Origin of the sequence: Nostoc sp. (assembly GCF_036917395.1) — a bacterium.
Taxonomy (GTDB): Bacteria; Cyanobacteriota; Cyanobacteriia; order Cyanobacteriales; family Nostocaceae; genus Nostoc.
On the sequence record NZ_JBALDI010000063.1, the window covers coordinates 26,157 to 48,138 of the forward strand.

Below are 21,982 nucleotides of genomic sequence, written 5' to 3' on the forward strand. Positions count from 1 at the left end.
ATGACGTGAAGTAAGACATTAGCGAATCTAGAACTCCTACAGGTTCAGATGATTCCAATATTGGCTCTTATGTATAAAATAACTTAGCAAATCAGTAATAGACTTCTTGCAAAATCTCAATTTCTCGTGAGGAAATAAGTCAGAATTCACAGAGAACTCTGAGCCGCGGCTTTTGCGATTCCCCGTACCCCTACGAGGAAGCAAGCTACGTAATAGCGTGCAGGAGAACAAGTTGCCGTTCGCCCTTGGCGTTGACTATAAAAAAAGGCATGTGATAAGTTGAAGAGTCAGGAGACAAAATATTCTGCCTCCAGAGGCTTCTCCTCCAGAAATATAACTTTTGCAAGAGGTTTACTGTTTGATTCAGTGTTCAAACAAATCCTTAAATTGCAACAAATCTAAAGAAACAATTGTTGGTATAAATTCAAAACATTCTTGAGCAATTTCCCAACGTTCTTCTCGTTTGAGCATTTCTGTTAACTTCTGCTGCACACTAAGTAAGTAGCGCACATCATTGGCAGCGTAACTCAGTTGAGCTTCAGATAAACTGGCAGCGTTACCCCAATCAGAACTTTGAGAGCTTTTATCCAGTTCCACTTTTTCTAACTCTTGCACCACATCTTTAAGTCCGTGGCGATTTGTATAAGTACGGGCTAACTTACTAGCAATTTTGGTACAAAAAACAGGCTGAACCTGAATCCCCAGATTGGCTCGTAAAGTGGCAAGGTCAAAGCGAGCAAAGTGAAACACTTTTACAACATTTGCCGCTTCCAAGAGTTTTTTTAAGTTTGGAGCGTCAGCTTGTCCTTTGGCTATGCGAATTGCAGTCACTTTTCCTTCTAGATTGCACAGTTGGACAAGACACAAGCGATCGCGTTGCGGCAATAATCCCATCGTTTCTGTATCAACTGCGATCGCTGTAGATTCTAAATACTGTCCAAGGGCTGCGTCACTGAGGTCGCGATCGCTCACCTGAAAATCTTGTAATGTCATGAATTGTTCAAAAATAATTGCAGTGTCCAGCAAATAAAAGTCTTGTCAGACACTACATTATTATTGTGCAAAAATCAGAAATTAAATCTACCTAGTGCGGAAAAACATTTGTGTAAGGTAGACTTCGCCTTGATTATTAGTAGCAACGCCAATTCCAGTCAGGTTATAATTTCCTTTAAGATTCTTTAGATGTCCGGGACTGTTGATCCAACCAGTAACAGCTTTGTCTACAGGGTTGCTATATCCCCGATTGAAAGCAACATTTTCCGCCGCACTGTTGTAGCGAATAGGGATAGCTTTGACTCGCCGTTCAAATCCTTGATGGCTAAATGGCGTTTTACCTTTAGCCATATTTTGACTATGAATTCTTGCCTGTCGAGTGATATTTGCATTTATGGTCAACTTTGGCAGTCCTTTAGAAGCCCGATATCGATTAATTTCGTCAAAAACTGATTTTTCTAACTCTGTAGTTTTAAAAGTAGGAGTCGATATTGCAACCTGACTGGAAAAAAGTGACAACAGCTTATTACGGGTGGATGTATTTGTAGAAAGATAATTTGGTTTCGGAACAGTCGTTAATCCACTAGCAAGGACAAGCGCACTTAAAGCGATGCCAAAAGCAGTTTGTCGGAACATGGAGAATTGCGTAATGTGTAGAGATGACTTCTACTCTACCCTATAGTTCCAACAATATATACCATGATTCTATTAAGGATTGATGAATTTCGGCAAACTGGCTACATCGTTGTATAGGAAGTATAAACAATCATTTCCAATTGTCAATACTTCAATAAATAAGCTTCATGAAATCACGGTTATTTTTACTGATAATTTAAGAATTTTCATCAATTACTAAAAAAATAATCTAGTCTTCAATAGACAAATGTCATTGAAACTACATTATTCAGCCTGCTAGCAGGCTGAAGTCTGGGGAATTTGAGAAACAAACCTAAATTTTACCAAATCTATCAGCGAAGGAAAATTTGTGTGAAGTAGATTGCGCCTTTACTGTTGCTAGCGACACCAATCCCCGTCTTATCATAATTACCTTTGATATTGGCTAGATGCCCTGGACTTTTGAGCCAGCCTTGAACAGCTATTGTGGCAGGATCACTATATCCCTGGTTGTAAGCGACATTTTCACCAGCTGCTCTATAAGGAATACCGATTGCTCTAACACGTTCTGAAAATCCCGTATGTCCAAAGGGAACTGTACCATTAGCCATGTTCTGACTGTGAATCCTGGCTTGATTGTCGATGGCAGAATTACGAGTCAGCGCTGGTAGCCCTTGGGAAGCTCTGTAGTTATTAATTTGGTTGAAAACCGACTGTTCTAGAGCAGCAGTGTCTATCCTAGATGCCGCAATCTTAAAAGTATCACTTGATACATAAAAACTTCTTGCTGTAAAAGTTGGATTTGTTACCGGAGTAGCGATCGCACCACTATTGAGAATAATGCTGCTTAAAGTAAGTCCGTAAATTGTTGTTTTAATCATTTGCTGTAACTTTAGTTACAGACAATCTAACCAAGCTAGTGTCAATGTGACAAATTGGTTATCGGTCTATATACCTCTGTTTATGGGGTTTTATGTTCATAAACTACCAGCAAACGTTTAAATTCACGATTTTACGAAAACTTTTTCATCTTTTTAAGAAACTTCCATCTACCATTAGTATGATTATTTTTAGACAAACTACTTTCTGCACTTCATTTTGTAATACACGAATATTTCCAATATCTGGCTAATAATGGTTAAAGAACAATCAAAAATTTCTAATAATTAACAGTAGCAATACTTAGTAAAAGCAATTATTATGAATTATTTTTGAATCTAAAGAGATAAATTTACTAAGGATTAATACTGACTAAATTGGGGAATATGAGATATACAGCAGTTTTCTTTTCCATGAAGTACAAAGCTACAGGTTTGGAGGCAGGAGGTAAAAAATCTTTATATCTGATGCGTGAGTCCTGCCTTTTGTACCTCACTTACTTGCAAACTGCTGTAAATGGCATAAATTTTTTTACTAAAACTTCTGGGCGACTAGCTTTGGTAGAGAGTTTCTAATCTGCGACACGCTGTTCGCGTTCGCCAAGGCATAGAAACTCTTAGAGACGCACAAGGGACGCTTAGAGCGAGTCTGCGTCCCTTGCACATCTCGTAGAGAGCATTTACGCATGATTTAAGAACTTGGCTACTGTATGTACATCCTTATCGCCGCGTCCAGAGCAGTTAATTACAATCCGGGGACTGTCGGTTAGTTGGGGACATAGAGTTTCGAGATAGGCGATCGCATGGGCTGTTTCCAATGCCGGGATAATCCCTTCCAATTTCGACAATCGCTGGAATGCCGCCAAAGCCTCTGCATCCGTCACACTATAGTATTCGGCGCGACCAGTATCCTTCATATAACTATGTTCTGGGCCGACACCGGGATAATCTAACCCCGCACTAATTGAGTGTGCCTCAATGATTTGCCCATCCTCATCTTGCAAGAGATAGCTCATTGCTCCGTGCAATACACCAACTCGTCCTTTTGTCAAGGTTGCTGCGTGTTTTTCGGTATTGACACCTTCTCCTGCTGCCTCAACCCCAATAAACCGGATAGAAGACTCATTGATAAACTCATAGAATAGTCCCATAGCATTGGAACCACCACCCACACAAGCCAAAAGAATATCAGGCAATACACCCCACTTTTCGATTGCTTGGGCGCGAGTTTCTTGACCAATTACTGCATGGAAATCACGTACCATCATTGGGTAAGGATGGGGCCCTGCTACCGAACCCAGGATGTAGTGAGTTGTTTCCACATTTGTCACCCAATCGCGGATTGCTTCAGAAGTGGCATCCTTCAGCGTTCCTGTTCCCGCCTCCACCGGACGCACTTCTGCCCCCATCAGTCGCATTCTGAACACATTCAAAGCTTGGCGTTCCATGTCATGAACGCCCATGTAAATTACGCATTCCAGCCCAAAACGAGCGCAAACTGTGGCTGTGGCAACTCCATGTTGTCCAGCACCAGTTTCGGCAATAATCCGTTGCTTGCCCATGCGTTTCGCCAACAATATCTGACCAAGGGCATTATTGATTTTATGAGAGCCAGTATGATTTAAGTCCTCGCGCTTTAAGTAAATTTGCGGTCCCGTGCGATCGGGTCGGGCATAATGAGCAGTGAGGCGTTCAGCGAAATACAATGGTGTGGCACGTCCTACATAGTCCCGTAACAACTGCTGTAGTTCTGCTTGAAAACCAGGATCATTGCGGTATTGCTGATAAGCTGTTTCTAATTCAGCAAGGGCAGGCATGAGCGTTTCAGGTACATACTTACCGCCAAAGCGTCCAAAGCGGCCTAGCGTATCGGGAACCTGAGCAGTTGAACTTGGAGATAGGGGAGTGGTAGTCACAAGCTGATTTTGATGACGGGAATGACATTATTATTATAGAAAAGTCTGAGGCATATATGGAAAATGGTGATTAAGGACTAAATTCTTCGTTGACACTCAATGCCCAATGCCCAATTCCTTTAAATCCCTTGGAATGGATTTGTGATGTTAGCCTAGAAATTGATATCCGGGCAGAATGGTTGCGTAGAAGTTTCCACTGCCTTTGAAATTTTTCTTAAACATTCATTTTATGTCTTCTTCCAATCCCAAATCTTCTGACAAAAGCTTTGTTTACCGCGAATTTGGCAACGACAACTCCGCCGCCACAGAAAGACCAATTCCAGAACTGCCATCACAACAACAAAATCTCAAAGTACAAGCTTCCCGCAAAGGACGCAAAGGCAAAACTGTCACGGTGATTAGCGGTTTTCAAGCCAAACCAGAAACCTTGGCTGATTTGGTGAAGCAGTTGAAAACCCAGTGTGGCACAGGTGGGACAATTAAAGATAATGAAATTGAAATTCAGGGCGAACACAAGCAGAAAATTGTCGAGATTTTAACCAAACTAGGTTACAAGGCCAAAATCAGTGGTGGCTAATCTTAAGTGCGCTTTACCGGATCTTAACTGTGATCTAGATTGAGAGGGGCAATGTTATCTTTGAGAGGTAGAAATATACTTGAGCAGTGGTGAATCAGTTCACCGACAAGCTGTCTTTTGTGAGATTAATAGGAGGTTCAAATGGATTTAGTTCGTCTTCTGTGTGCAATTTTCTTACCGCCTTTGGGAGTTTTTTTGCAAGTAGGTTTTGGTGTAGACTTTTGGATTAATATAGTTTTGACGTTTTTTGGTTACATTCCTGGGATTATTCATGCAGTGTGGATAATTTTGAAGAAATAATTCTTTGTAAGTGGAGGTTGGGTGTACCAATCTCGACAGAGGCAATTCATAAATTGCCTCTACAAAAAGGCTTAAACATTGGATATCTGCAAAGTTTTGAGTAAGAATTTAGAAAAAAGCATTCGGAATTGTGCATTGTACATTCTTTTTCAAAAGTTTGCCGGAGTATTACAAGACTGTAGCGAAAAAGTAACTATTTCTTTTACTTAAAATAAAAACTCTAAAGACACGAGCAATCATGTCTCCAAAGTATAACTTTCTGTGGCGCTAAATACCGAAATTACTATCATTTTTTAACATGGCGTAGAGTCTAAACTCTAGAAGCAAGGGGCAAATGTGCAATTGCCATTGCTTAGTTAAGACGTTCAAATCTTTGATTAATCCAGTGCTTATATCTAGTACCCAGCCATGAACCATAGGCGCTTTTCGCTCATAGAGTACCTGACGCATGATGGAAGTTTGGTAAATATTTTTTACTTGCGCCACAACATTGATTTCCGCCAAACGGTTCAGACGTTCTTCTCTTGTTGGCAAGGCATCAATTTCTTCTTGTTTCTGTAAATATAATTCTCGAATCGGATTTACCCAGTTATCAAGAATTCCGATGGTTCTCCCTTCTAAAGCCGTCTTAATTCCTCCGCAATCGTAGTGACCACAAACGATAATATGTTCCACCCCAAGATGTAAAATCGCGTATTCTAAAACGGCTAAAAAGTTAATGTCCGTTAGAGAAACTTGATTGGCAATATTACGATGTACAAATAACTCTCCTGGTTCTGTACCGGTAAATCTTGTTAATGCCAGACGACTATCAGAACACCCGATGTATAGAAAAGGTGGTGTTTGTCCATTAGATAATTCTTGAAAGTAAGTTGGGTCTAGAGCCAGTTTCTCGGCAACCCAAGCCTGATTATTTCTCAATAGTTCATCAATGCTGTTATATTTCATCTTTCGTCTAATTCGAGAGAGAATATCATAATTATTTTAGCTGATCTACAATTTTTTATAAATCAATATGAACTGTTTCAGAGCTAAAATTATTGTGAAGATTACATTTTTTATACAGTATTAATTATTGTATAAATTATAAAAAGCTAACTTAATCGTTAGGCAAAAAACTATGTATGTCGGCTATAAAAATTCAATGTATATGAATAAATATAAATTATCAGTAGGGTGCGTTACGCCGTAGGCTAAGGCATCTTAAATTGTTGACAGTACGTTGCGCTACACGATAACGCAACGCCAGTTGCTACAACGGATAGGGCACTTACAAGTAATAAAATGCTATGAGCCTAGCTTTCGCCCTCCGGGCGAAAGCGCCAAAATCTCGTCGTTTTGGCAACAATATCCTTGAAACGGCGCTTGCTTTTATTTTTTGGATCTCCCTAGCGCAGTGTAAAGCCTTCTCTTCTCCCAAAGGGAGACGCACTCGCGTTCGAGAGGCTTATCTGCAACACGCTCCGTGAACGCCAAAGGCATGGCAGACGCTCCTCAATACAGTTCACTTAAGGCTTAACTCTTTATCAAAGTCAATTTTTTTAACGTAGACGCAAAGCGGCTTCCCGCAGGGTACCGCCTTCTTTACGAGAGGCTTTGCCAACGCCAACACGCAGCCTCTTGTAGAGAAGGGCGCATTCGCGTAACGTCTCCAAGAGTTGAACGCAAAGGAAGAGAAGAAAGAGAAGGAAGAAATGCTTAACTGAACTGTATTGAGACGCTCCTACGTCGCTAACGCAACGCTTACGAGCGTCGGAAACCTCTGCAACGCACTGGCTCCCCTAAGGCATCATGTAAAAATAAGTTGTACAAAATTTATTTGGAATAGCTTGCTAAATCTAGCTTCTACATAAAATTTGTTCAGGTTATTTTTACACAAATCCTAAGTCAACTGGCGCGATCGCAATCCGGTTATCTCAGCCAAGGACACTCTGATTTTGAACGCATCGCGGCAGTCCCTACCAAGATATCTTTGCAGCTGTTTATAGACGTTTATAGATGCTCCCTCATCCGGAATTAAGATCTAAGATAAGGAAGCACACATTTGTATTACACTTTCTGATGGTAGTAAGCTAACTTAACAAAGATGCCAAATTTGAGGTTGAAATATTAAGTTATCAGCTTCAATCGGGGACAACAACTTTACTACCGTTATGATGGTTGATCGACCAACGGTGATCAACAGTAACAGAGGAAAATTCGCAAATTTCTTCTAGTCGTTTTTGTTGTACGGCCGCTTTGCGGAGAGTAATAATTAGCTGATTCACCTGATGCCGTAAATCTGGATTATCATTTACCGCTAACATGGTTTGTCTTTCTAAAAGTTGGAGTATAAGTTCGTAGTGAATAGGTGAAGGTAGAGGAATTTGCTCCATGAAGTTAAATTTGGATTTCATATTTGGGATTTTGTATTAGTAAAAATTTATCTCTTGTAAATGGATTGTTACATAATAAATAACTACTTGCTTATGGTTTTGATTTGATTAGCAATGAAGATTTGGTAAAGATATGATGATATTTGATGGCAAAGTGCTGCGTAGATACGCATAGTGTGCCCAATTGCCCAACAATTCTGTGTGGTTAGTTGCCCTGCACTAAGGGTGCAGGGCAGGTGTTTTTTCAAAAATTCTTCGGCAATATACGGGCGATCGCAGCACCGGGATCTGGTTGTTTTATCAATGATTCTCCAATGAGTACAGCTGATGCGCCTGCTGTAAGCACCAAACTCAAATCATCTGGGTTGTGTAGTCCTGACTCGCTGACAACAAGGATATTTTTCTCCTGCAATTGGCTACCCCTTGCAGCTAAAAGTTGGCAAGTAGTTTGCAAGTCAACAGAGAAATCTTCCAAATTTCGATTATTTATTCCTACTAAGGATACCCCATCTAAGGCTAACACACGGTCAAGTTCTGCCAAACTATGAACTTCAATTAAGGCTGCCATTTTCAGGTTGTTAGCAATTTTGAGAAAGTATTTCAAATCTTGATCGCTCAGGATAGCTGCAATCAACAAAATAGCATCTGCACCGTGAACCCGCGCTAAGTATATTTGGTAAGCATAAATGACAAACTCTTTGCACAGTAGGGGCAAATCTACCGCAGCCCGAATCTTGGCTAAGTTCTCAAAACTACCTTGAAAGAACTTCACATCTGTCAGCACAGAAAGACAACTTGCTTTGGCTTGCTGATAAGAAAGGGCGATCGCTACTGGGTCAAAATCTTCTCGGAAAACGCCTTTGCTGGGTGAAGCTTTTTTAACTTCTGCAATCAATGCTGGCTTAGTCTTACCTTGGCGCAAGGCGGCGACAAAATCACGGGTTGGCGGCGCACTAAGTACCTGCTTCTGCAATTCCTGTAAAGGAACCTTTTCCCGCATTTGGTCATATTCTACTTCTTTCTGCCAGACAATTTCCTCCAAGATGTTGTTTGGCGCTGCATCAGGCATGACAGCCTGATAACGTAATATGGATACATTAATAGCTGGGTTAGGGGAACGGCGACGGATTTGCATAATTAGTGCTGAGTTAGGAGTTATGAGTTAGGAGTTATGAGTTAGGAGTTATGAATCATTCAATTTTGGATTTTAGATTTTAGATTTTTTCTTCAATCCAAAATCCAAAATTCAAAATCTAAAATTGACAGAGTTATGAGTTATTAACTCCTCACTCCTAACTTCTCACTCCTAACTTTTAGATAGTGATCGCTCGTTTATAAGCTTCGTCCAGCACTTCCGAAAGTGACGGGTGAGCGTGAACTAAATGTGCGAGACTTTGGACAGATTGACGGTTAGCGATCGCGGCTGACGCCTCGTGAATTATGTCTGAGGCGTGCAGTCCGAAAATGTGGACGCCCAAGACTTCTCCTGTGTCTTTGCGATATATCACCTTGGCAACACCATCGGCTTCATTCTCAGCTAACGCTTTGGAATTTCCTTTGAAGTAACTCTTAGTTGTGGCGATTTCAAACCCTTCGGTTTGTCCCAACTCCTTAGCTGCGGTTTCCGTTAAGCCCACATAGCTGATTTCTGGGTGGGTAAACGCCGCTGCGGGGATGCTGCGATAGTCTACTATTCTTTCCCTCCCAATTATATTTTCCACCGCGATGATGCCTTGAGCAGAAGCCGCATGTGCCAACATAATCTTCCCGTTAGCGTCGCCAATTGACCACAAATGCGGCACTACTTCACCGGCTGATAGCACTGCCATGCGATCGTCAACTGGAATAAAATTCCGCCGATCAAGTTCCACACCTACAGACTCTAAACCAAGATTTTGTGTCGCCGGGATGCGTCCTGTAGCTACTAAGCAAGCATCTACTTCGATGACATCTACATCTTCTTTGGTTTTGAAATCTGCTAACTCAATCACCACAGGTGAACCTGGAATGACTTTTTTGGCGTATATCCCTACTTTGGTTTCAATATCGCGGGGAGTAATCAGCACCCGTTCAGCAAGTTTGGCAATATCGCGGTCAAATCCTGGCATTAGCTGATCTAGGGCTTCAATCAAGGTGATTTCACAACCCAAAGCTGAGTAAATGTCAGAAAATTCCAAGCCGATGTAACCACTACCAATAATCGCTACCCAGTTTGGTAGCGACTCCAACTTAACGCCTTGGTCGCTGGTAAAGACAGTTTTGCCGTCTACTTCAATCCCTGGAGGCACAAAAGGAATTGAACCAGGCGAAAGGATGATGTCTTTGGCCGTGATCGTTTTTTCGCCACCGTCTCCGGTAATAGAGACTTTTTGCGCCCCAGCGATTTTTCCCCAACCCCTGATAATATCGACTTTTAGACGTTTGAGACTGTTGGTTAAGTCGCCTTGAATTTTTGATACCAGATTATTAGCATGATTAGCGATCGCTTGGCGATCAAATTCCACGCTACCAATTTGAATTCCCAGCGACTTGAGGTGGTGGGCATTGCGTAACTCCCGCACACGTCCAGATGCAGCCAGCAGCGCTTTAGAAGGGATACAGCCCCGATTAACACAGGTTCCTCCCATATCAGCAGCTTCAATAATCGCTGTTTTCAGACCACAACTTACGGCGTGTAAGGCTGCGCCATGTCCGCCTACACCAGCGCCTATAATTACTAAATCGTAATCAAATTCTTGACTCACGTTAGTTTCCCTGTGTGCTTCGCCTATTTATTCTCAACTTGACCGACAATCAGCGCAACCCCTTTAACAGTTAGTTATCAGTTTTGTTGCTGGGTTTAAGCCCCCAGCACAGAGTTATCAGTGAACACTGGGAACTGGTAACTGATTTAAATCCTTTACCATCCGCCTGATAACTTTTTACTGATTTAACGTTCGGGTGTTGCTAACTTAAATTATGATTCACTCACTTCTAGCGAAAAGATGGATGTTTTCAGTAATTATAGTCAAATCTAGATACTTATTTTTTTTATACTCCAAAGGAAGTGGGAAGTTAGGAGTTAGGAGTAGCCCTGTCAAGGTGATATAGTGAGCTCGCGCTGACTAGGAGATACAAACCCACGTTCGTAAACATAAATTCATGGGCATCTTTAAGAAAAAAGCTATAGAGTGAAAATTATTGTTTGTAAGCCTAAACCATATTCAAAATGGATTAGAGGATGAATAAACTCGATAATGCTTAATCTGCCATTACACCACTTTCTTTGCTCTAAATCTTTTTGCTTACCTTCTGAAGTAATAAGTGTAACTTGGATCGCGCCATAAGTAAGTGGACGTGAAAAAATACAACTAAATTAAGAAATATAAATTGTGGCGTCAGTTTATCTACCTTTAACAAGGAGATTTTGCCCCAAGTCTTGTTAATTAGACCTCTTGCATAAATTTAAATTGTCATGTTGAGCGGAGCGAAACAGAGTAGTGGGATTCTTCTCTCCACTACGTTTTGCTCAGAATGACATTCCTGATTTTTTGACTTTTGCAAGAGGTCTATTGAGATAGTAGGTGGATTTACACGCCGTGCTGTACTAGGTCTATTTCTCTTGCAGCAACAGATAATTCCAACATATCTGCTTGCTTATGCAGTTTGAACACCATCAATGTTTTTAAGTCTGCAATAACCAGATGATTTAGCTTTGAAATTGAGATTTGCCCAAGATATCAACTTTAGCAGCAAAACATGAAGTAAAATTCACATCTGAAGCACTCCCCGTATAATCCCATAATTCCTAACAAAAAATAGTCCAGTGTGATGATTGATAAATATCCTCAGAATCTTATAGTGTCCTGCTTACCGCTGAGTATGCTTGTATTACTCAGCAGCATATTTTCTAATCCACTAAAAGCCCACGCTATTGATACTACACAATTACCAACTAGTAATTTCATCCTTTCACAAAGAATTCCACCACCACAGGATATCCAACCACCCGCACCTTCGCCACTTCCCTCACCCGAACTGCCACAGCCACTCCCCCCACCAGCAGAACTATTTCCCCCCTCTGCCCCAACTCCCATACCTGAAGAACCATTTCCTGGCAAGTTTCCTCAAACTATTGTTGTTGATCGGTTTGAAGTTGTTGGTAGCACAGTCTTCAGTCCTGAAGAGTTAGCCCTCGCCACTGCTGAATTTATCAAACAACCGATCTCACTGGCTCAACTGTTTCAAGCCAGTTCTAAAATCACTGATTTATACGTCAACAATGGTTACATTACTTCTGGTGCGTATATTCCACCCCAAACACTCCAATCCCGTGTTGTAAAAATTCAGGTGGTTGGAGGTAAATTAGAAGCACTTAAATCCCATATTGTCAAAATTCAGGTGGTCGAAGGTAAATTAGAAGATATCCAGGTAACTGGAACTCGGCGGTTGAATCCGAATTATGTCCGTAGCCGACTAGCAATAGCGACATCACCACCTCTTAATCGCCAGCGTCTACTAGAGGCGCTGCAACTTTTGCAACTTAATCCTTTGATTCAAAAGGTGTCTGCTGAACTCTCAACAGGATCGCGGGCTGGTACAAGTCTCTTAGAAGTCAAGATCAGCGAGGCAAAAACCCTTACTAGCCAAATAGTTCTTGATAATGGGCGATCGCCTAGCGTTGGCAGTTTCCGCCGCGGATTACGATTGAATGAAGCCAACTTACTCGGATTTGGAGATGGTCTGAGTTTAGGATACACTAATACCGATGGTAGCAACTCCTTTGACGCCAACTATACATTACCACTCAATCCCCGCAACGGAACCCTCACCTTCAACTATGGCACTACATCGAGTCATGTCATTGAACCTCCTTTCGACTTTTTAGATATCGAATCAACTTCTCCCTATTACGAACTGACATTCCGACAGCCAATAGTTCAAACTCCCACACAAGAATTCGTCCTTGGATTAACGGCGTCCCGACGGGAAAGTGATATTTCATCCTTGCTACAGAGATATGGGTTTCCCGGTTCTGTACTTTCGCCTGGAGCGGATGAACAGGGACGCACCAAGGTATCTGCGTTGCGATTTTTTCAAGAATGGACGAGTCGTAATAGCCGTGAAGTCATCGCCCTCCGCTCTCAATTTAGCTTGGGTATAAATGTGTTGAATGCCACAATTAACCAAGATGCTCCCGATAGCCGTTTTTTTGCTTGGCAAGGGCAAGCGCAGTGGGTACGCCTTTTAGCTCCTGAAACCTTACTGTTACTTCGTTTAAATACGCAACTCGCATCCAGAGCACTTTTGCCTTTAGAGCAATTTGGCTTAGGTGGGCAAGATAGTATTCGAGGCTACCGTCAAGATTACCTGTTGACAGATAATGGCACTTTTGTTTCTGCTGAAGTTCAAGTACCGATTCTGCGCTTACCCCAGATAAATAGCACATTACAGGTTGTGCCGTTTATAGATTTTGGTGTTGGTTGGAATAGTTCTGGTAGAAAGAATCCCGACCATAATACTCTAGCTGCTGTTGGTCTGGGGTTGCGTTGGTCACAGGGCGATCGCTTCACCGTTCGTCTTGACTGGGGCATTCCTTTAGTATCTGTTGACTCAAATGATAGAACATTACAAGATAACGGTTTGTATTTCAGTTTACTCTATAATCCTTTTTAAAATTTAGGGTTTCATTCTCCTCCTTTTGCTATCAGAGGCTGCGCCAACGAGGGTTGACGCCATTGAATCAACTAGCGTGCGATTTCCAATTGTCAGATATTTTTTACCCAGTGGGATGCGTCCAATTATGCTTACTTAACTTATTTGAGTGATTAAAAAATATAAATCAGATGGTTATTTACATAATTCGGAGTTTCCCCACTACTCAAAATAAAAATCCGCAAATATACCATGTGTTCTATTCAGTATTTGATTTTATTCTGGGTATCCTAAGGAAGACAAGGTTGGATGATATAGACAAAGGCACAAAGTTTATAACTTATGTATGAGTGCAGAAAACAGCTAGAACTTCTACTGCAAAAACTGATTGAACAATTAGCCATCTCATTTCAGAAGGTCAATCATGAAGAGAAGCGCTGATTTGCACCCTCATACCAATTTTGGGATTACAGACAGTGACAACTTTAATTGAGCAAATTTTCCATAAGTTCAGCCTGAAAGTCTTAAATTTATGGCAATACGCTTGGTGTTAGTGATATTTTGCCCCGGAAGATCCCCCCAAGTGGAGCAAGTGGCTTCCTTTAAAAAGGGGGACTTAATTCCCTTCTTTTTAATGAGGATTAGGAAGATTAAGCCTTAACCTAAGTGGATTGGAACTTCTGGGAGTAGTATTTTTTAGACTAAGACATTAAAGATATGAGAATTTGAGGAATAGCCATGCTAGGAAATGAGCGGGAAAAAATACGCCATATGTTGGTTATCCAGGACCTACAAGGGCAGCGAACTGTCGTTTTGCAAGAGGCTACTTATTCTTTGGGGCGGCATTCCGCAAACACTATTGTCTTGGCTTCCCGGTCAGTATCAATGCAACATGCAATTTTATTGCGAGTAACTGTTCCACAGACTGACCAATACGGCTTCCAGATTATTGATGGCAACTACAAGGGGAAAGCAAGTACTAATGGCTTATTTGTAAATGGCACTAAATGCTTTTCTCATAATCTCAGAAACGGAGATGTCATTGCCTTTGGCGGTAATCAAGCTCAAGCAAAATATTATGCTATTTCCAACCTCTCAGAACAAGCATTTTCTGAATCTTCTGATGTTGAAGACTTATCTGGTTTCTTATCACAGCAAGCCAGTCCTGCCAATCCTTTTCAAACCCTAGCTATTGATCCCACCTTTGAAGCAGCTAGTGAGTCCGCCCTAGCTCGCCTAGCATCCTTCCCTGAACTCATCCCTAATCCAATTATTGAGATGGATTTCGAGGGAACAGTGACTTATCTCAATCCAGCCGCAGCTCTCAAGTTCCCCAAACTTAGAGAAGTTGGGACACAACACCCTATTTTAACAGGACTCCTGGGTGCAGTTAACAATTTAGAAAAAAATTCTTTTGTGCGGGAGGTGGAAGTAGGTGCAGAAGTTTTTGAACAATCCGTTCTCTACCTTCCTGAAAGTGATTTAATTAGAACTTTTATTGTTAGAGATATTACAGAGCAAAAGCAAGCCACAGCGGAACTGCGCCAGCGCGATCGCTTGCTACAGGGAGTTGCAGAAGCCGCTAATTATTTGCTAGGGGAAATGAATTCTGAAACTGGTATTGATCGAGCTCTAGCTGTATTGGGCGAAGCTGCCAAGGCAGATCGTGCCTATCTCTTTCAGAACCATCCCCATCCTGCTACAGGGGAAATAGCAGTCAGCCTACGGTTTGAATGGACGCACTCTTTTATTGAACCTACGCAACAGCATTGGCAGAATCAGCCTTATCAAGCTTCTGGATTAGCCCGTTGGTATACTGTTCTCTCTCGCGGCGAGTCGATTAGCGGACTCACCCAAAAATTTCCTGTCGCCGAACAAGAATTGCTGATTAGAGATGGCATTCAATCGCTTATCCTGGTGCCTCTCCGGTTGGAGAACGAATTATGGGGTTACCTTGGCTTGGCAGACTGCACTTTTGAGCGGCATTGGTCAAGACATGAAGAATCTACCCTTTTGACGATGGCCGCCAGTATCATTAGTACGCAGCAGCGTCAGCAAGTAGAAGAAAAGATTCGCTATCAAGCCCTTCATGACCTGCTGACAGGGTTGCCTAATCGTTTACTATTTAATGAGCTGCTCGGTAAAACTTTGCCAAACGCTACTCGGAATGGTGAAAGTTTAGCTGTGATCTTCCTCGACCTGGATCGCTTCAAGGTCATTAATGATACTTTAGGGCACACTTTGGGAGACCAATTGTTACAAAGTGTCACTCAAAGATTAAAAGACTTACTCAGAGGCGGAGACACCATAGCCCGTTGGGGAGGTGATGAGTTCACTATCTTACTCCCCCGAGTCAATGATATTGAAGAGGTAAACCAGGTGGCGCAGAGAATCTTACAAGCCTTAGAGGATGCTTTCCATCTTCAAGGGCATGAACTTTACGTGACTGCTAGCCTCGGTATTGCGTTGCTTGATGACAACAGTCCTGATGCCGAAACACTAATCCAGCACGCGGATGCCGCTTTATACTACGCCAAGGACAAAGGGCGGAATAACTACCAATTCTACAGTGTTTCCCTGAGCGCTAAAAATCCTGAACTCCTGACTTTAGAAAAGAGCTTGCGCTATGCCCTAGAACGCAAAGAATTTACGGTGTACTATCAGCCTCGTGTGAACATTATCACAGGAGAAATTACTGGTATGGAGGCTCTGTTGCGTTGGCAGCACCCAGAGATGGGCTTAGTTGCACCCAGTGTCTTCATTCCCCTCGCCGAAGAAAGTGGATTAATTGTCCCCATTGGCGAATGGGTGCTGCGGACAGCCTGTAGCCAAAATAAAACCTGGCAAGATGCAGGATTACCACCCATGATGATTGCAGTCAATCTTTCTCTTAAGCAGTTCCACCAACCCAAATTGGTGGAGACTATAGCCGAGGTTTTAAAACAAACTGGGCTAGAAGCCCGCTTTTTAGAATTAGAAATTACCGAAACTACAGCTATTGAAAATTTAAATTTTACCAGAACGGTGTTACAAAATCTACAGCAGATGGGTATTTACATCTCTATAGATGACTTTGGTACGGGTCATTCCTCGCTCTCGCGCCTACAGCTTTTGCCACTCCACAATCTGAAAATAGATAAATCTTTTATTCAAGATTTGACACAGGATGTCAAAGTAGCTCATATTATCAAGGCCATAGTTAGCTTGGGGCACAGCTTGGGATTGAAGTTGACAGCCGAAGGGGTAGAAAAAGAAGAGGAACTGGAGTTCTTGAAATCTATCAACTGCGAGGAGGTACAGGGCTTTTTACTCTACCGGCCGCTTTCTGCAAAGATTGCAACAGAAATCCTCGAAAGTAAACGACCAATGCTCTAGTCACAAGGAAAAACTGTTTGTACCAGTGACGATACAATAGCATTCATTGACCTGCTGCCAACCTTTTTCGTCTTATGCTGCCAGTCATCTATTCCGACGAATTTTTAGATCACAAGACTGGAAAATACCATCCCGAAAGACCAGAACGTTTAAGTGCGATCGCCACTGCCCTAAAAGCAGCTACCTTTGCAGATAAAATTGGTTGGCGATCGCCCACACCAGCATTAGAACAGCCATCACTGATGTCTATGTTGGTTAAAGCGCATAGCCCAGCCTATATCAAAAAACTTTGGCAAATCGCCTCTAGTGGCGGCGGCCCTTTGGATGGAGACACGCCAGTTTCCCCTCGCAGTTATGATGTAGCATTGTTGGCAGTCAGTGCCTGGTTAGATGGAGTTGAGGCCGTATTAAAGTCGGCTAATCCAGCTTTTGTACTAGCACGTCCCCCAGGACACCATGCAGAAAGTGATGCGGGAATGGGCTTTTGCCTATTTTCTAATGCAGCGATCGCAGCTTTATTTGCCCTAGAACAACCTGGAATTAACCGCGTCGCCATCCTCGATTGGGATGTGCATCACGGTAATGGTACTCAGGCGATCGTCGAGACTGAAGCACGCATCGCCTACTGTTCCCTACATCAGTACCCATGCTATCCCGGTACTGGAAGATCGACAGAACGCGGCTTTCATAATAATGTCTTAAATTTACCTGTACGCCCTGGTAGTGATATTGCAGTATATCAGCCACTATTTGAAACACAGGTTGTACCGTTTTTAGCTAACTTTCAAGCGGATTTACTGATTGTGAGTGCTGGTTATGATGGCAATGCCGCAGATCCTTTGGCAAGTATCAATTTGCAGCCACAAGACTACGCTTTATTTACTGATTATTGTCTAGGGTTAACTCGTAAAATTCTGTTTGGTTTAGAAGGTGGCTACGACTTTGAAACTCTTTCTCAATCAGTTGTAGCGACGATTGAACGCTGTTTACTTTAAGCTTTCCTTGTTTACCTCATTGCCGGACAAAAGTTTACAGAAATGATCCAGGCAAAGGTTTCTCGACCAAAAAAGCAGGGGAACAGAGGGGAAATTGCAGTAAGTCTTTCTTCTCTGTCCCAATGCCCTTTTTTGTAAACTTCATCGAATCTTCAGAAAGAAAAGTTTGAGTTGGTTCAGAAAGAGCTAAAGTTTTGTTAAGATGCAATTGCTAGCAGTTTCTCAGCGAAATTTACCTATCGGGGTATGGAGAAATAAAAAGTACTAGCAGCACAAAGTTCAAAAGGTGAAGCAATGACCACCTACATTTTTTTCGATGAAGCCCTACGAATGCTGACCAATGCCTATTTAATGTCAGCAGTACTGTTAATAGCAGCTTCTAGTATAGGTTTGGCGGTAATTGAAACAATAGAAAAGACAGGAGAACCTTAAGTTTACAGATGGCAATGTAGTTCTTGCCAAAAACCATTGGGTGCATGTGTTCGCCGTGAATAAATCTTGGGAACACTAAAGCATGTAAGTCTCACAGCGTTGCAGTCTTACCTGGAAATCCATCAAACACACAGGTAACTGTAGCGCTATTGGGACTCTAACCAAGGAGCTACTACAATGGGTCTATTCGACGCTGTGTTGGGTACAGAAACCCAAAGCCAAGCAGCACTCAATCCAGAAGAAGCTTTTGCTGTGATTATCTTGATGGCAACAGCCTCAGACGGTTACCTTTCTGTTGAGCAAGCAAATTCTATCACTTCAGTGCTGTCCCGGACGAAACTTTTTAAAAGTTATCCCCATGAGATGATGAACAGGCTGTTTGACAAAATCTTGGGCATTCTCCAGGGTGATGATTTTAATAGTTTATTTGACACAGCAAAAAATTCTCTATCTCAAGACTTGCGGGAAGCAGCCTTTGCAGTAGCCACTGATTTAGTCTTAGCTGAAGGTATTCTCGCTGAAGAAGAAAAATACTTCTTAAATGATCTATATCAAGCTTTAGGTGTTTCTAGTGAGATAGCAATCAAAATTGTGCAAGTAATCTTGATTAAAAACCGGGGATAGGACGATAAAACATATGCTTAATTAAACTATATAAATAGCTTATAAACAAAGCGTGCCAAAGGAGTTAAGCTTCTTTGGCACTATTTTTGGTGTTATTGTGACCAAAGAGGGTTAAGTCGCTTCTCTACGAGACGCTGGGCGAACGCTCCAATTAAAAATTATTCTTCAAAATTATTAATTTTTAATCTTTAACTCAAAAAAGGTAAAAGGGGAATAGGATTGCGGGTAAAGCAAGAAGAAAGAAATAACTTTTCCCCACAGGTTACAGAGCAAGTATTTTTAAATATGGGGTTCCCTTTCCTCATCTTTTTCATTAGGCTTAAATTCGCAACTTTTTCAATAAGTCGCAAATCTTGTTGTTCAATGCAGTATTATGTCATAATTCGATTTTATAATTTTGAACTTTAAGTTGTAAATTACTTATGCATTGTTCTGCCACCCTAACCCAACTGGTTGAAGTTCTTTTGGCCAGTCCGGTAAACTTATCTGAAACTGCTTTAACACAAGTAAGTAGCGGTATCCAAACAGATAGCCGTAACCTGAAACCGAGTGAAGTATTTTTAGCTTTGCGAGGTGATAAGTTTGATGGACATGAATTTGTGGCAACTGCGATCGCAAAAGGTGCAATAGCTGCAATTGTAGATTTTGAATACGAAAATCCTGGCTTTCCTATATTACAGGTAAAAGACACCCTCAAGGCATATCAGAAAATTGGCAGATGGTGGCGCGATCGCTTTAACATTCCAGTGATTGGCGTAACAGGTTCCGTGGGCAAAACTACAACCAAGGAACTGATCGCCGCAGTTTTAGGAACAAAGGGACGAGTTCACAAAACTTATGAAAATTACAACAACGAAATCGGTGTTCCGAAAACTCTCCTAGAACTTGGCACAGAAGATGACTACGCCGTGATCGAAATGGCGATGCGCGGTACGGGACAAATTGCCGAACTGACGCAAATAGCGCATCCAACAATTGGAGTGATTACTAATGTGGGGACGGCGCATATTGAGTTACTGGGGTCGGAAGAAGCGATCGCTCAGGCAAAATGTGAATTATTAGCCGAAATGGCTGCTGATAGTGTGGCAATTCTCAACCACGACAATCCCCTATTAATGGCCACAGCAGCGAAAGTTTGGCACGGACAAGTTTTGACTTACGGCTTTTATGGTGGGGATATCCAAGGGCAGTTAATTGATCACCAAACTGTGGAAGTTGCAGGAATCCAACTACCTCTGCCGTTGCCTGGGCGTCACAATGCGACTAATTTTTTGGCAGCTTTAGCGGTAGCAAAAGTGTTGGGGATCGATTGGGCAAGTCTCAAAGCAGGTGTGGTGGTGGATATGCCCATAGGGCGATCGCAGCAGTTTGCCTTACCCAACGATGTGGTAATCTTAGATGAAACTTATAATGCTGCACCAGAAGCTATGATAGCAGCCTTGCAATTATTGGTAGACACACCCGGAAAGCGAAAGATTGCTGTATTGGGTGCAATGAAAGAATTGGGAGAGCGATCGCAGCAGTTGCACCAGCGAGTGGGAGAAACAGTGCGAAAATTGAATCTAGACGGCTTGTTGGTTTTGGTAGATGGACAAGATGCCGAAGCGATCGCCCTTAGTGCCGAAGGTATCCCATCAGAGTGCTTTGCAACTCATGCTGATTTGGTGGCTAGATTGAAGACATTTGTGCAAGCAGGCGATCGTTTATTGTTCAAAGCCGCCCATTCCGTCGGACTAGATCAGGTAGTCAATCAGTTACGTGCAGAATTTCCCAAATGATACCGCTAGAAACCCAACGTCTTATACTGCGAGACTTTGTAGAATCAGATTGGCAAGCGGTTCATAAATATACCAGCGATGATGAAGTTGTGCGTTATTTGACGTTTGGCCCTAATAGCGAAGAAGATACCAAAAATTTTTTGCAAAGAGAGATTTCATTGCAAGGCGAAGAACCCCGTCAGCATTTTGCCTTGGCTGTGACTTTAAAAGCCCAAAAGCAATTAATTGGTGCTTGTCGCATTTCTACTCTAGATACTGACAACAAAATAGGCTCTATTGGATACTGTTTTAGTAAAGAATTTTGGGGACAAGGATATGCGACTGAAGCTGTAAAAGCAGTTGTATCATTTGGTTTTCTAGAGTTAGGCTTACATCGCATTTTTGCTAATTGTTCCCCAGAAAACATTGCCTCAGCAAGAGTTTTGCAAAAAATTGGAATGCAGCAGGAAGGATATTTGCGAGAACACCATTGGATTAAAGGAGAATGGCGAGACTCTTGGCTATATGCGATCCTTGAGCATGAATCAAGAAGCGTCGATTAGGTAGGGATACTCGAACCGATTTTTTACCTGCAAGCGATCGCTTTTTCTGATATGATCTGATATATTCGTGGGTGCAACCCGCCAATACCAGCAAATTTTTTGAAGTAACTAAACTTAGATAATGGCTAAGTTAGTTAAGTTGCCTTTGTAGCGACTAATCTCAATCACGGCATCTGTGAGAGCAGAGAATCCATTAGTACTATCATTAACTGCCAGAAAAGTCTACTGAGCAGTGCCTTTACTTAGAGTGAAAGTTACCGCAGCTTTAGCCACAAAAGCAGTTGCAGTCAATAGCTGCTGTACATCTGAAAGATGCAGACTCGCAACAGTGCTAAATTGAATCAAATTAGCGACTGAAACTGTATTCAGACCATCAATTTTATCTACACATACGCACTACTTGCACCAGCGAGTTGGAAAAATAGTGCGTATAGGCGTAGGCGGCTTGTCTTAGACATCGCTCGTATGTGTAAATTTCAGGCGTTGTTGGAAAGACTAGGGCTATTACCGTAGCGTCTTTGAAAAAGAATTGCTGCCAAATTAGTCATCAAACAGCTAATTGCTAACCACAGCAAGATATAAGTAGGAGCCATCACCACCCCAATCATGAACCAAGTATATACGTGCAATATCATCACGGAAGCGAAAAAGCTGGCAATTCCAGCAGATTGCCACACTTGATATGATGGGCGACGTAACGCTACCAAGCTCATCGTTAAAATTGTGACAAGCAAGTTCGCTGGGACGAGAAATGCACAAATACTTACGCAGTTGCCACGAGAGAACTCAAGTAAGGTGTTAAAATCGAGCATTAATTTCTTGGGATAGACGTTAGCTTTTTAAGAATTTAATTTATTCTATTTTCAAATAACTAAATCTACATTTACATATGAGTGAGTAATCACATTGCAAATATAACATAACTTAAACTATTTAGTTGCATTTTGA

The 21,982-nt window shown here is 41.9% G+C and carries 20 protein-coding genes; 10 read left to right on the plus strand and 10 right to left on the minus strand.

What is annotated here, in order from left to right; translation table 11 throughout:
* Nucleotides 1-363 precede the first annotated feature (363 nt).
* The 4 genes from V7K46_RS21820 to trpB form a co-directional block, all read right to left on the minus strand.
* The gene (locus tag V7K46_RS21820; RefSeq protein WP_335116737.1) at nucleotides 364-993 is read right to left on the minus strand and encodes a ribonuclease H-like domain-containing protein; all 630 of its coding nucleotides are present in this window, start codon (nucleotides 991-993) and stop codon (nucleotides 364-366) included.
* A gap of 87 nt (nucleotides 994-1,080) precedes the next feature.
* Nucleotides 1,081-1,629: a CAP domain-containing protein gene (locus tag V7K46_RS21825; RefSeq protein ID WP_298910621.1), complete on the minus strand. Its 549-nt coding sequence runs from the start codon at nucleotides 1,627-1,629 to the stop codon at nucleotides 1,081-1,083.
* A gap of 332 nt (nucleotides 1,630-1,961) precedes the next feature.
* Nucleotides 1,962-2,489: a CAP domain-containing protein gene (locus V7K46_RS21830; protein WP_335116739.1), complete on the minus strand. Its 528-nt coding sequence runs from the start codon at nucleotides 2,487-2,489 to the stop codon at nucleotides 1,962-1,964.
* 677 nt (nucleotides 2,490-3,166) lie between these two features.
* Nucleotides 3,167-4,402, minus strand: coding sequence for a tryptophan synthase subunit beta (trpB, locus tag V7K46_RS21835; protein WP_335116740.1), 1,236 nt, complete (start codon nucleotides 4,400-4,402; stop codon nucleotides 3,167-3,169).
* 229 nt (nucleotides 4,403-4,631) lie between these two features.
* Here trpB and V7K46_RS21840 point away from each other — a divergent pair, with 229 nt between their 5' ends.
* Together V7K46_RS21840 and V7K46_RS21845 are read left to right on the plus strand one after the other, a co-directional pair.
* Complete coding sequence (locus V7K46_RS21840; RefSeq protein WP_273768123.1) at nucleotides 4,632-4,979, plus strand: translation initiation factor; 348 nt, start codon at nucleotides 4,632-4,634, stop codon at nucleotides 4,977-4,979.
* A 141-nt stretch (nucleotides 4,980-5,120) separates the two neighbouring features.
* On the plus strand, nucleotides 5,121-5,279 hold the full coding sequence (locus V7K46_RS21845; RefSeq protein WP_335116742.1) for a YqaE/Pmp3 family membrane protein: 159 nt from the start codon (nucleotides 5,121-5,123) through the stop codon (nucleotides 5,277-5,279).
* 267 nt (nucleotides 5,280-5,546) lie between these two features.
* Here V7K46_RS21845 and V7K46_RS21850 read toward each other — a convergent pair whose 3' ends face one another.
* Nucleotides 5,547-6,227, minus strand: coding sequence for a carbonic anhydrase (locus tag V7K46_RS21850; RefSeq protein WP_335116745.1), 681 nt, complete (start codon nucleotides 6,225-6,227; stop codon nucleotides 5,547-5,549).
* Between the two features lie 341 nt (nucleotides 6,228-6,568).
* Between V7K46_RS21850 and V7K46_RS21855 the strand changes: the two genes are divergently transcribed.
* A complete protein-coding gene (locus V7K46_RS21855; protein WP_335116747.1) occupies nucleotides 6,569-6,748 on the plus strand; it encodes a hypothetical protein in 180 nt (59 codons plus the stop codon).
* Between the two features lie 654 nt (nucleotides 6,749-7,402).
* Here V7K46_RS21855 and V7K46_RS21860 read toward each other — a convergent pair.
* The 3 genes from V7K46_RS21860 to lpdA all read right to left on the minus strand — a co-directional run bounded on the left by V7K46_RS21860 (nucleotide 7,403) and on the right by lpdA (nucleotide 10,398).
* Nucleotides 7,403-7,654: a DUF5340 domain-containing protein gene (locus V7K46_RS21860; RefSeq protein ID WP_273769510.1), complete on the minus strand. Its 252-nt coding sequence runs from the start codon at nucleotides 7,652-7,654 to the stop codon at nucleotides 7,403-7,405.
* A 244-nt stretch (nucleotides 7,655-7,898) separates the two neighbouring features.
* Nucleotides 7,899-8,789 carry an indole-3-glycerol phosphate synthase TrpC gene (gene trpC / locus V7K46_RS21865; protein WP_335116749.1) on the minus strand — a complete coding sequence of 297 codons (891 nt, stop codon included), beginning with the start codon at nucleotides 8,787-8,789 and terminating at the stop codon, nucleotides 7,899-7,901.
* 178 nt (nucleotides 8,790-8,967) lie between these two features.
* Nucleotides 8,968-10,398 carry a dihydrolipoyl dehydrogenase gene (gene lpdA / locus V7K46_RS21870; RefSeq protein ID WP_335116750.1) on the minus strand — a complete coding sequence of 477 codons (1,431 nt, stop codon included), beginning with the start codon at nucleotides 10,396-10,398 and terminating at the stop codon, nucleotides 8,968-8,970.
* A 1,066-nt stretch (nucleotides 10,399-11,464) separates the two neighbouring features.
* On the opposite strand from lpdA, the gene V7K46_RS21875 reads away from it, so the two are divergent.
* The 7 genes from V7K46_RS21875 (at nucleotide 11,465) to V7K46_RS21905 (ending at nucleotide 21,034) form a co-directional block, all read left to right on the plus strand.
* The gene (locus V7K46_RS21875; RefSeq protein ID WP_335116815.1) at nucleotides 11,465-13,309 is read left to right on the plus strand and encodes a ShlB/FhaC/HecB family hemolysin secretion/activation protein; all 1,845 of its coding nucleotides are present in this window, start codon (nucleotides 11,465-11,467) and stop codon (nucleotides 13,307-13,309) included.
* Nucleotides 13,310-14,026: 717 nt separating this feature from the next.
* Nucleotides 14,027-16,663, plus strand: a complete 2,637-nt coding sequence (locus V7K46_RS21880; RefSeq protein ID WP_335116752.1) for an EAL domain-containing protein — start codon at nucleotides 14,027-14,029, stop codon at nucleotides 16,661-16,663.
* Between the two features lie 74 nt (nucleotides 16,664-16,737).
* Nucleotides 16,738-17,658 (plus strand): histone deacetylase family protein, encoded by a 921-nt coding sequence (locus tag V7K46_RS21885; protein WP_335116754.1) that lies wholly within the window; start codon nucleotides 16,738-16,740, stop codon nucleotides 17,656-17,658.
* A gap of 294 nt (nucleotides 17,659-17,952) precedes the next feature.
* Nucleotides 17,953-18,090, plus strand: coding sequence for a hypothetical protein (locus tag V7K46_RS21890; RefSeq protein ID WP_335116756.1), 138 nt, complete (start codon nucleotides 17,953-17,955; stop codon nucleotides 18,088-18,090).
* 177 nt (nucleotides 18,091-18,267) lie between these two features.
* Nucleotides 18,268-18,714 (plus strand): tellurite resistance TerB family protein, encoded by a 447-nt coding sequence (locus V7K46_RS21895; RefSeq protein ID WP_335116758.1) that lies wholly within the window; start codon nucleotides 18,268-18,270, stop codon nucleotides 18,712-18,714.
* A gap of 422 nt (nucleotides 18,715-19,136) precedes the next feature.
* Nucleotides 19,137-20,492, plus strand: coding sequence for a UDP-N-acetylmuramoyl-tripeptide--D-alanyl-D-alanine ligase (locus V7K46_RS21900; RefSeq protein WP_335116760.1), 1,356 nt, complete (start codon nucleotides 19,137-19,139; stop codon nucleotides 20,490-20,492).
* Entirely contained in the window at nucleotides 20,489-21,034 is a 546-nt protein-coding gene (locus V7K46_RS21905) for a GNAT family N-acetyltransferase (protein WP_335116762.1), read from the plus strand. Before V7K46_RS21900 ends, V7K46_RS21905 begins: the two co-directional genes overlap by 4 nt.
* Before the next feature lie 114 nt (nucleotides 21,035-21,148).
* Here V7K46_RS21905 and V7K46_RS32140 read toward each other — a convergent pair whose 3' ends face one another.
* Entirely contained in the window at nucleotides 21,149-21,250 is a 102-nt protein-coding gene (locus V7K46_RS32140; protein WP_442939862.1) for a bluetail domain-containing putative surface protein, read from the minus strand.
* Between the two features lie 260 nt (nucleotides 21,251-21,510).
* Entirely contained in the window at nucleotides 21,511-21,846 is a 336-nt protein-coding gene (locus V7K46_RS21910; protein WP_335116764.1) for a hypothetical protein, read from the minus strand.
* Between the last annotated feature and the right edge of the window lie 136 nt (nucleotides 21,847-21,982).

Excerpts from the sequence above, each read along its gene's own strand:
- V7K46_RS21820 (WP_335116737.1), bottom strand. The coding sequence starts at position 993 with ATGACATTACAAGATTTTCAGGTGAGCGATCGCGACCTCAGTGACGCA.
- V7K46_RS21825 (WP_298910621.1), bottom strand. The coding sequence starts at position 1,629 with ATGTTCCGACAAACTGCTTTTGGCATCGCTTTAAGTGCGCTTGTCCTT.
- V7K46_RS21830 (WP_335116739.1), bottom strand. The coding sequence starts at position 2,489 with ATGATTAAAACAACAATTTACGGACTTACTTTAAGCAGCATTATTCTC.
- V7K46_RS21840 (WP_273768123.1), top strand. The coding sequence starts at position 4,632 with ATGTCTTCTTCCAATCCCAAATCTTCTGACAAAAGCTTTGTTTACCGC.
- V7K46_RS21845 (WP_335116742.1), top strand. The coding sequence starts at position 5,121 with ATGGATTTAGTTCGTCTTCTGTGTGCAATTTTCTTACCGCCTTTGGGA.
- V7K46_RS21850 (WP_335116745.1), bottom strand. The coding sequence starts at position 6,227 with ATGAAATATAACAGCATTGATGAACTATTGAGAAATAATCAGGCTTGG.
- V7K46_RS21855 (WP_335116747.1), top strand. The coding sequence starts at position 6,569 with ATGAGCCTAGCTTTCGCCCTCCGGGCGAAAGCGCCAAAATCTCGTCGT.
- V7K46_RS21860 (WP_273769510.1), bottom strand. The coding sequence starts at position 7,654 with ATGGAGCAAATTCCTCTACCTTCACCTATTCACTACGAACTTATACTC.
- trpC (WP_335116749.1), bottom strand. The coding sequence starts at position 8,789 with ATGCAAATCCGTCGCCGTTCCCCTAACCCAGCTATTAATGTATCCATA.
- V7K46_RS21875 (WP_335116815.1), top strand. The coding sequence starts at position 11,465 with ATGATTGATAAATATCCTCAGAATCTTATAGTGTCCTGCTTACCGCTG.
- V7K46_RS21880 (WP_335116752.1), top strand. The coding sequence starts at position 14,027 with ATGCTAGGAAATGAGCGGGAAAAAATACGCCATATGTTGGTTATCCAG.
- V7K46_RS21885 (WP_335116754.1), top strand. The coding sequence starts at position 16,738 with ATGCTGCCAGTCATCTATTCCGACGAATTTTTAGATCACAAGACTGGA.
- V7K46_RS21890 (WP_335116756.1), top strand. The coding sequence starts at position 17,953 with ATGACCACCTACATTTTTTTCGATGAAGCCCTACGAATGCTGACCAAT.
- V7K46_RS21895 (WP_335116758.1), top strand. The coding sequence starts at position 18,268 with ATGGGTCTATTCGACGCTGTGTTGGGTACAGAAACCCAAAGCCAAGCA.
- V7K46_RS21900 (WP_335116760.1), top strand. The coding sequence starts at position 19,137 with ATGCATTGTTCTGCCACCCTAACCCAACTGGTTGAAGTTCTTTTGGCC.
- V7K46_RS21905 (WP_335116762.1), top strand. The coding sequence starts at position 20,489 with ATGATACCGCTAGAAACCCAACGTCTTATACTGCGAGACTTTGTAGAA.
- V7K46_RS21910 (WP_335116764.1), bottom strand. The coding sequence starts at position 21,846 with ATGCTCGATTTTAACACCTTACTTGAGTTCTCTCGTGGCAACTGCGTA.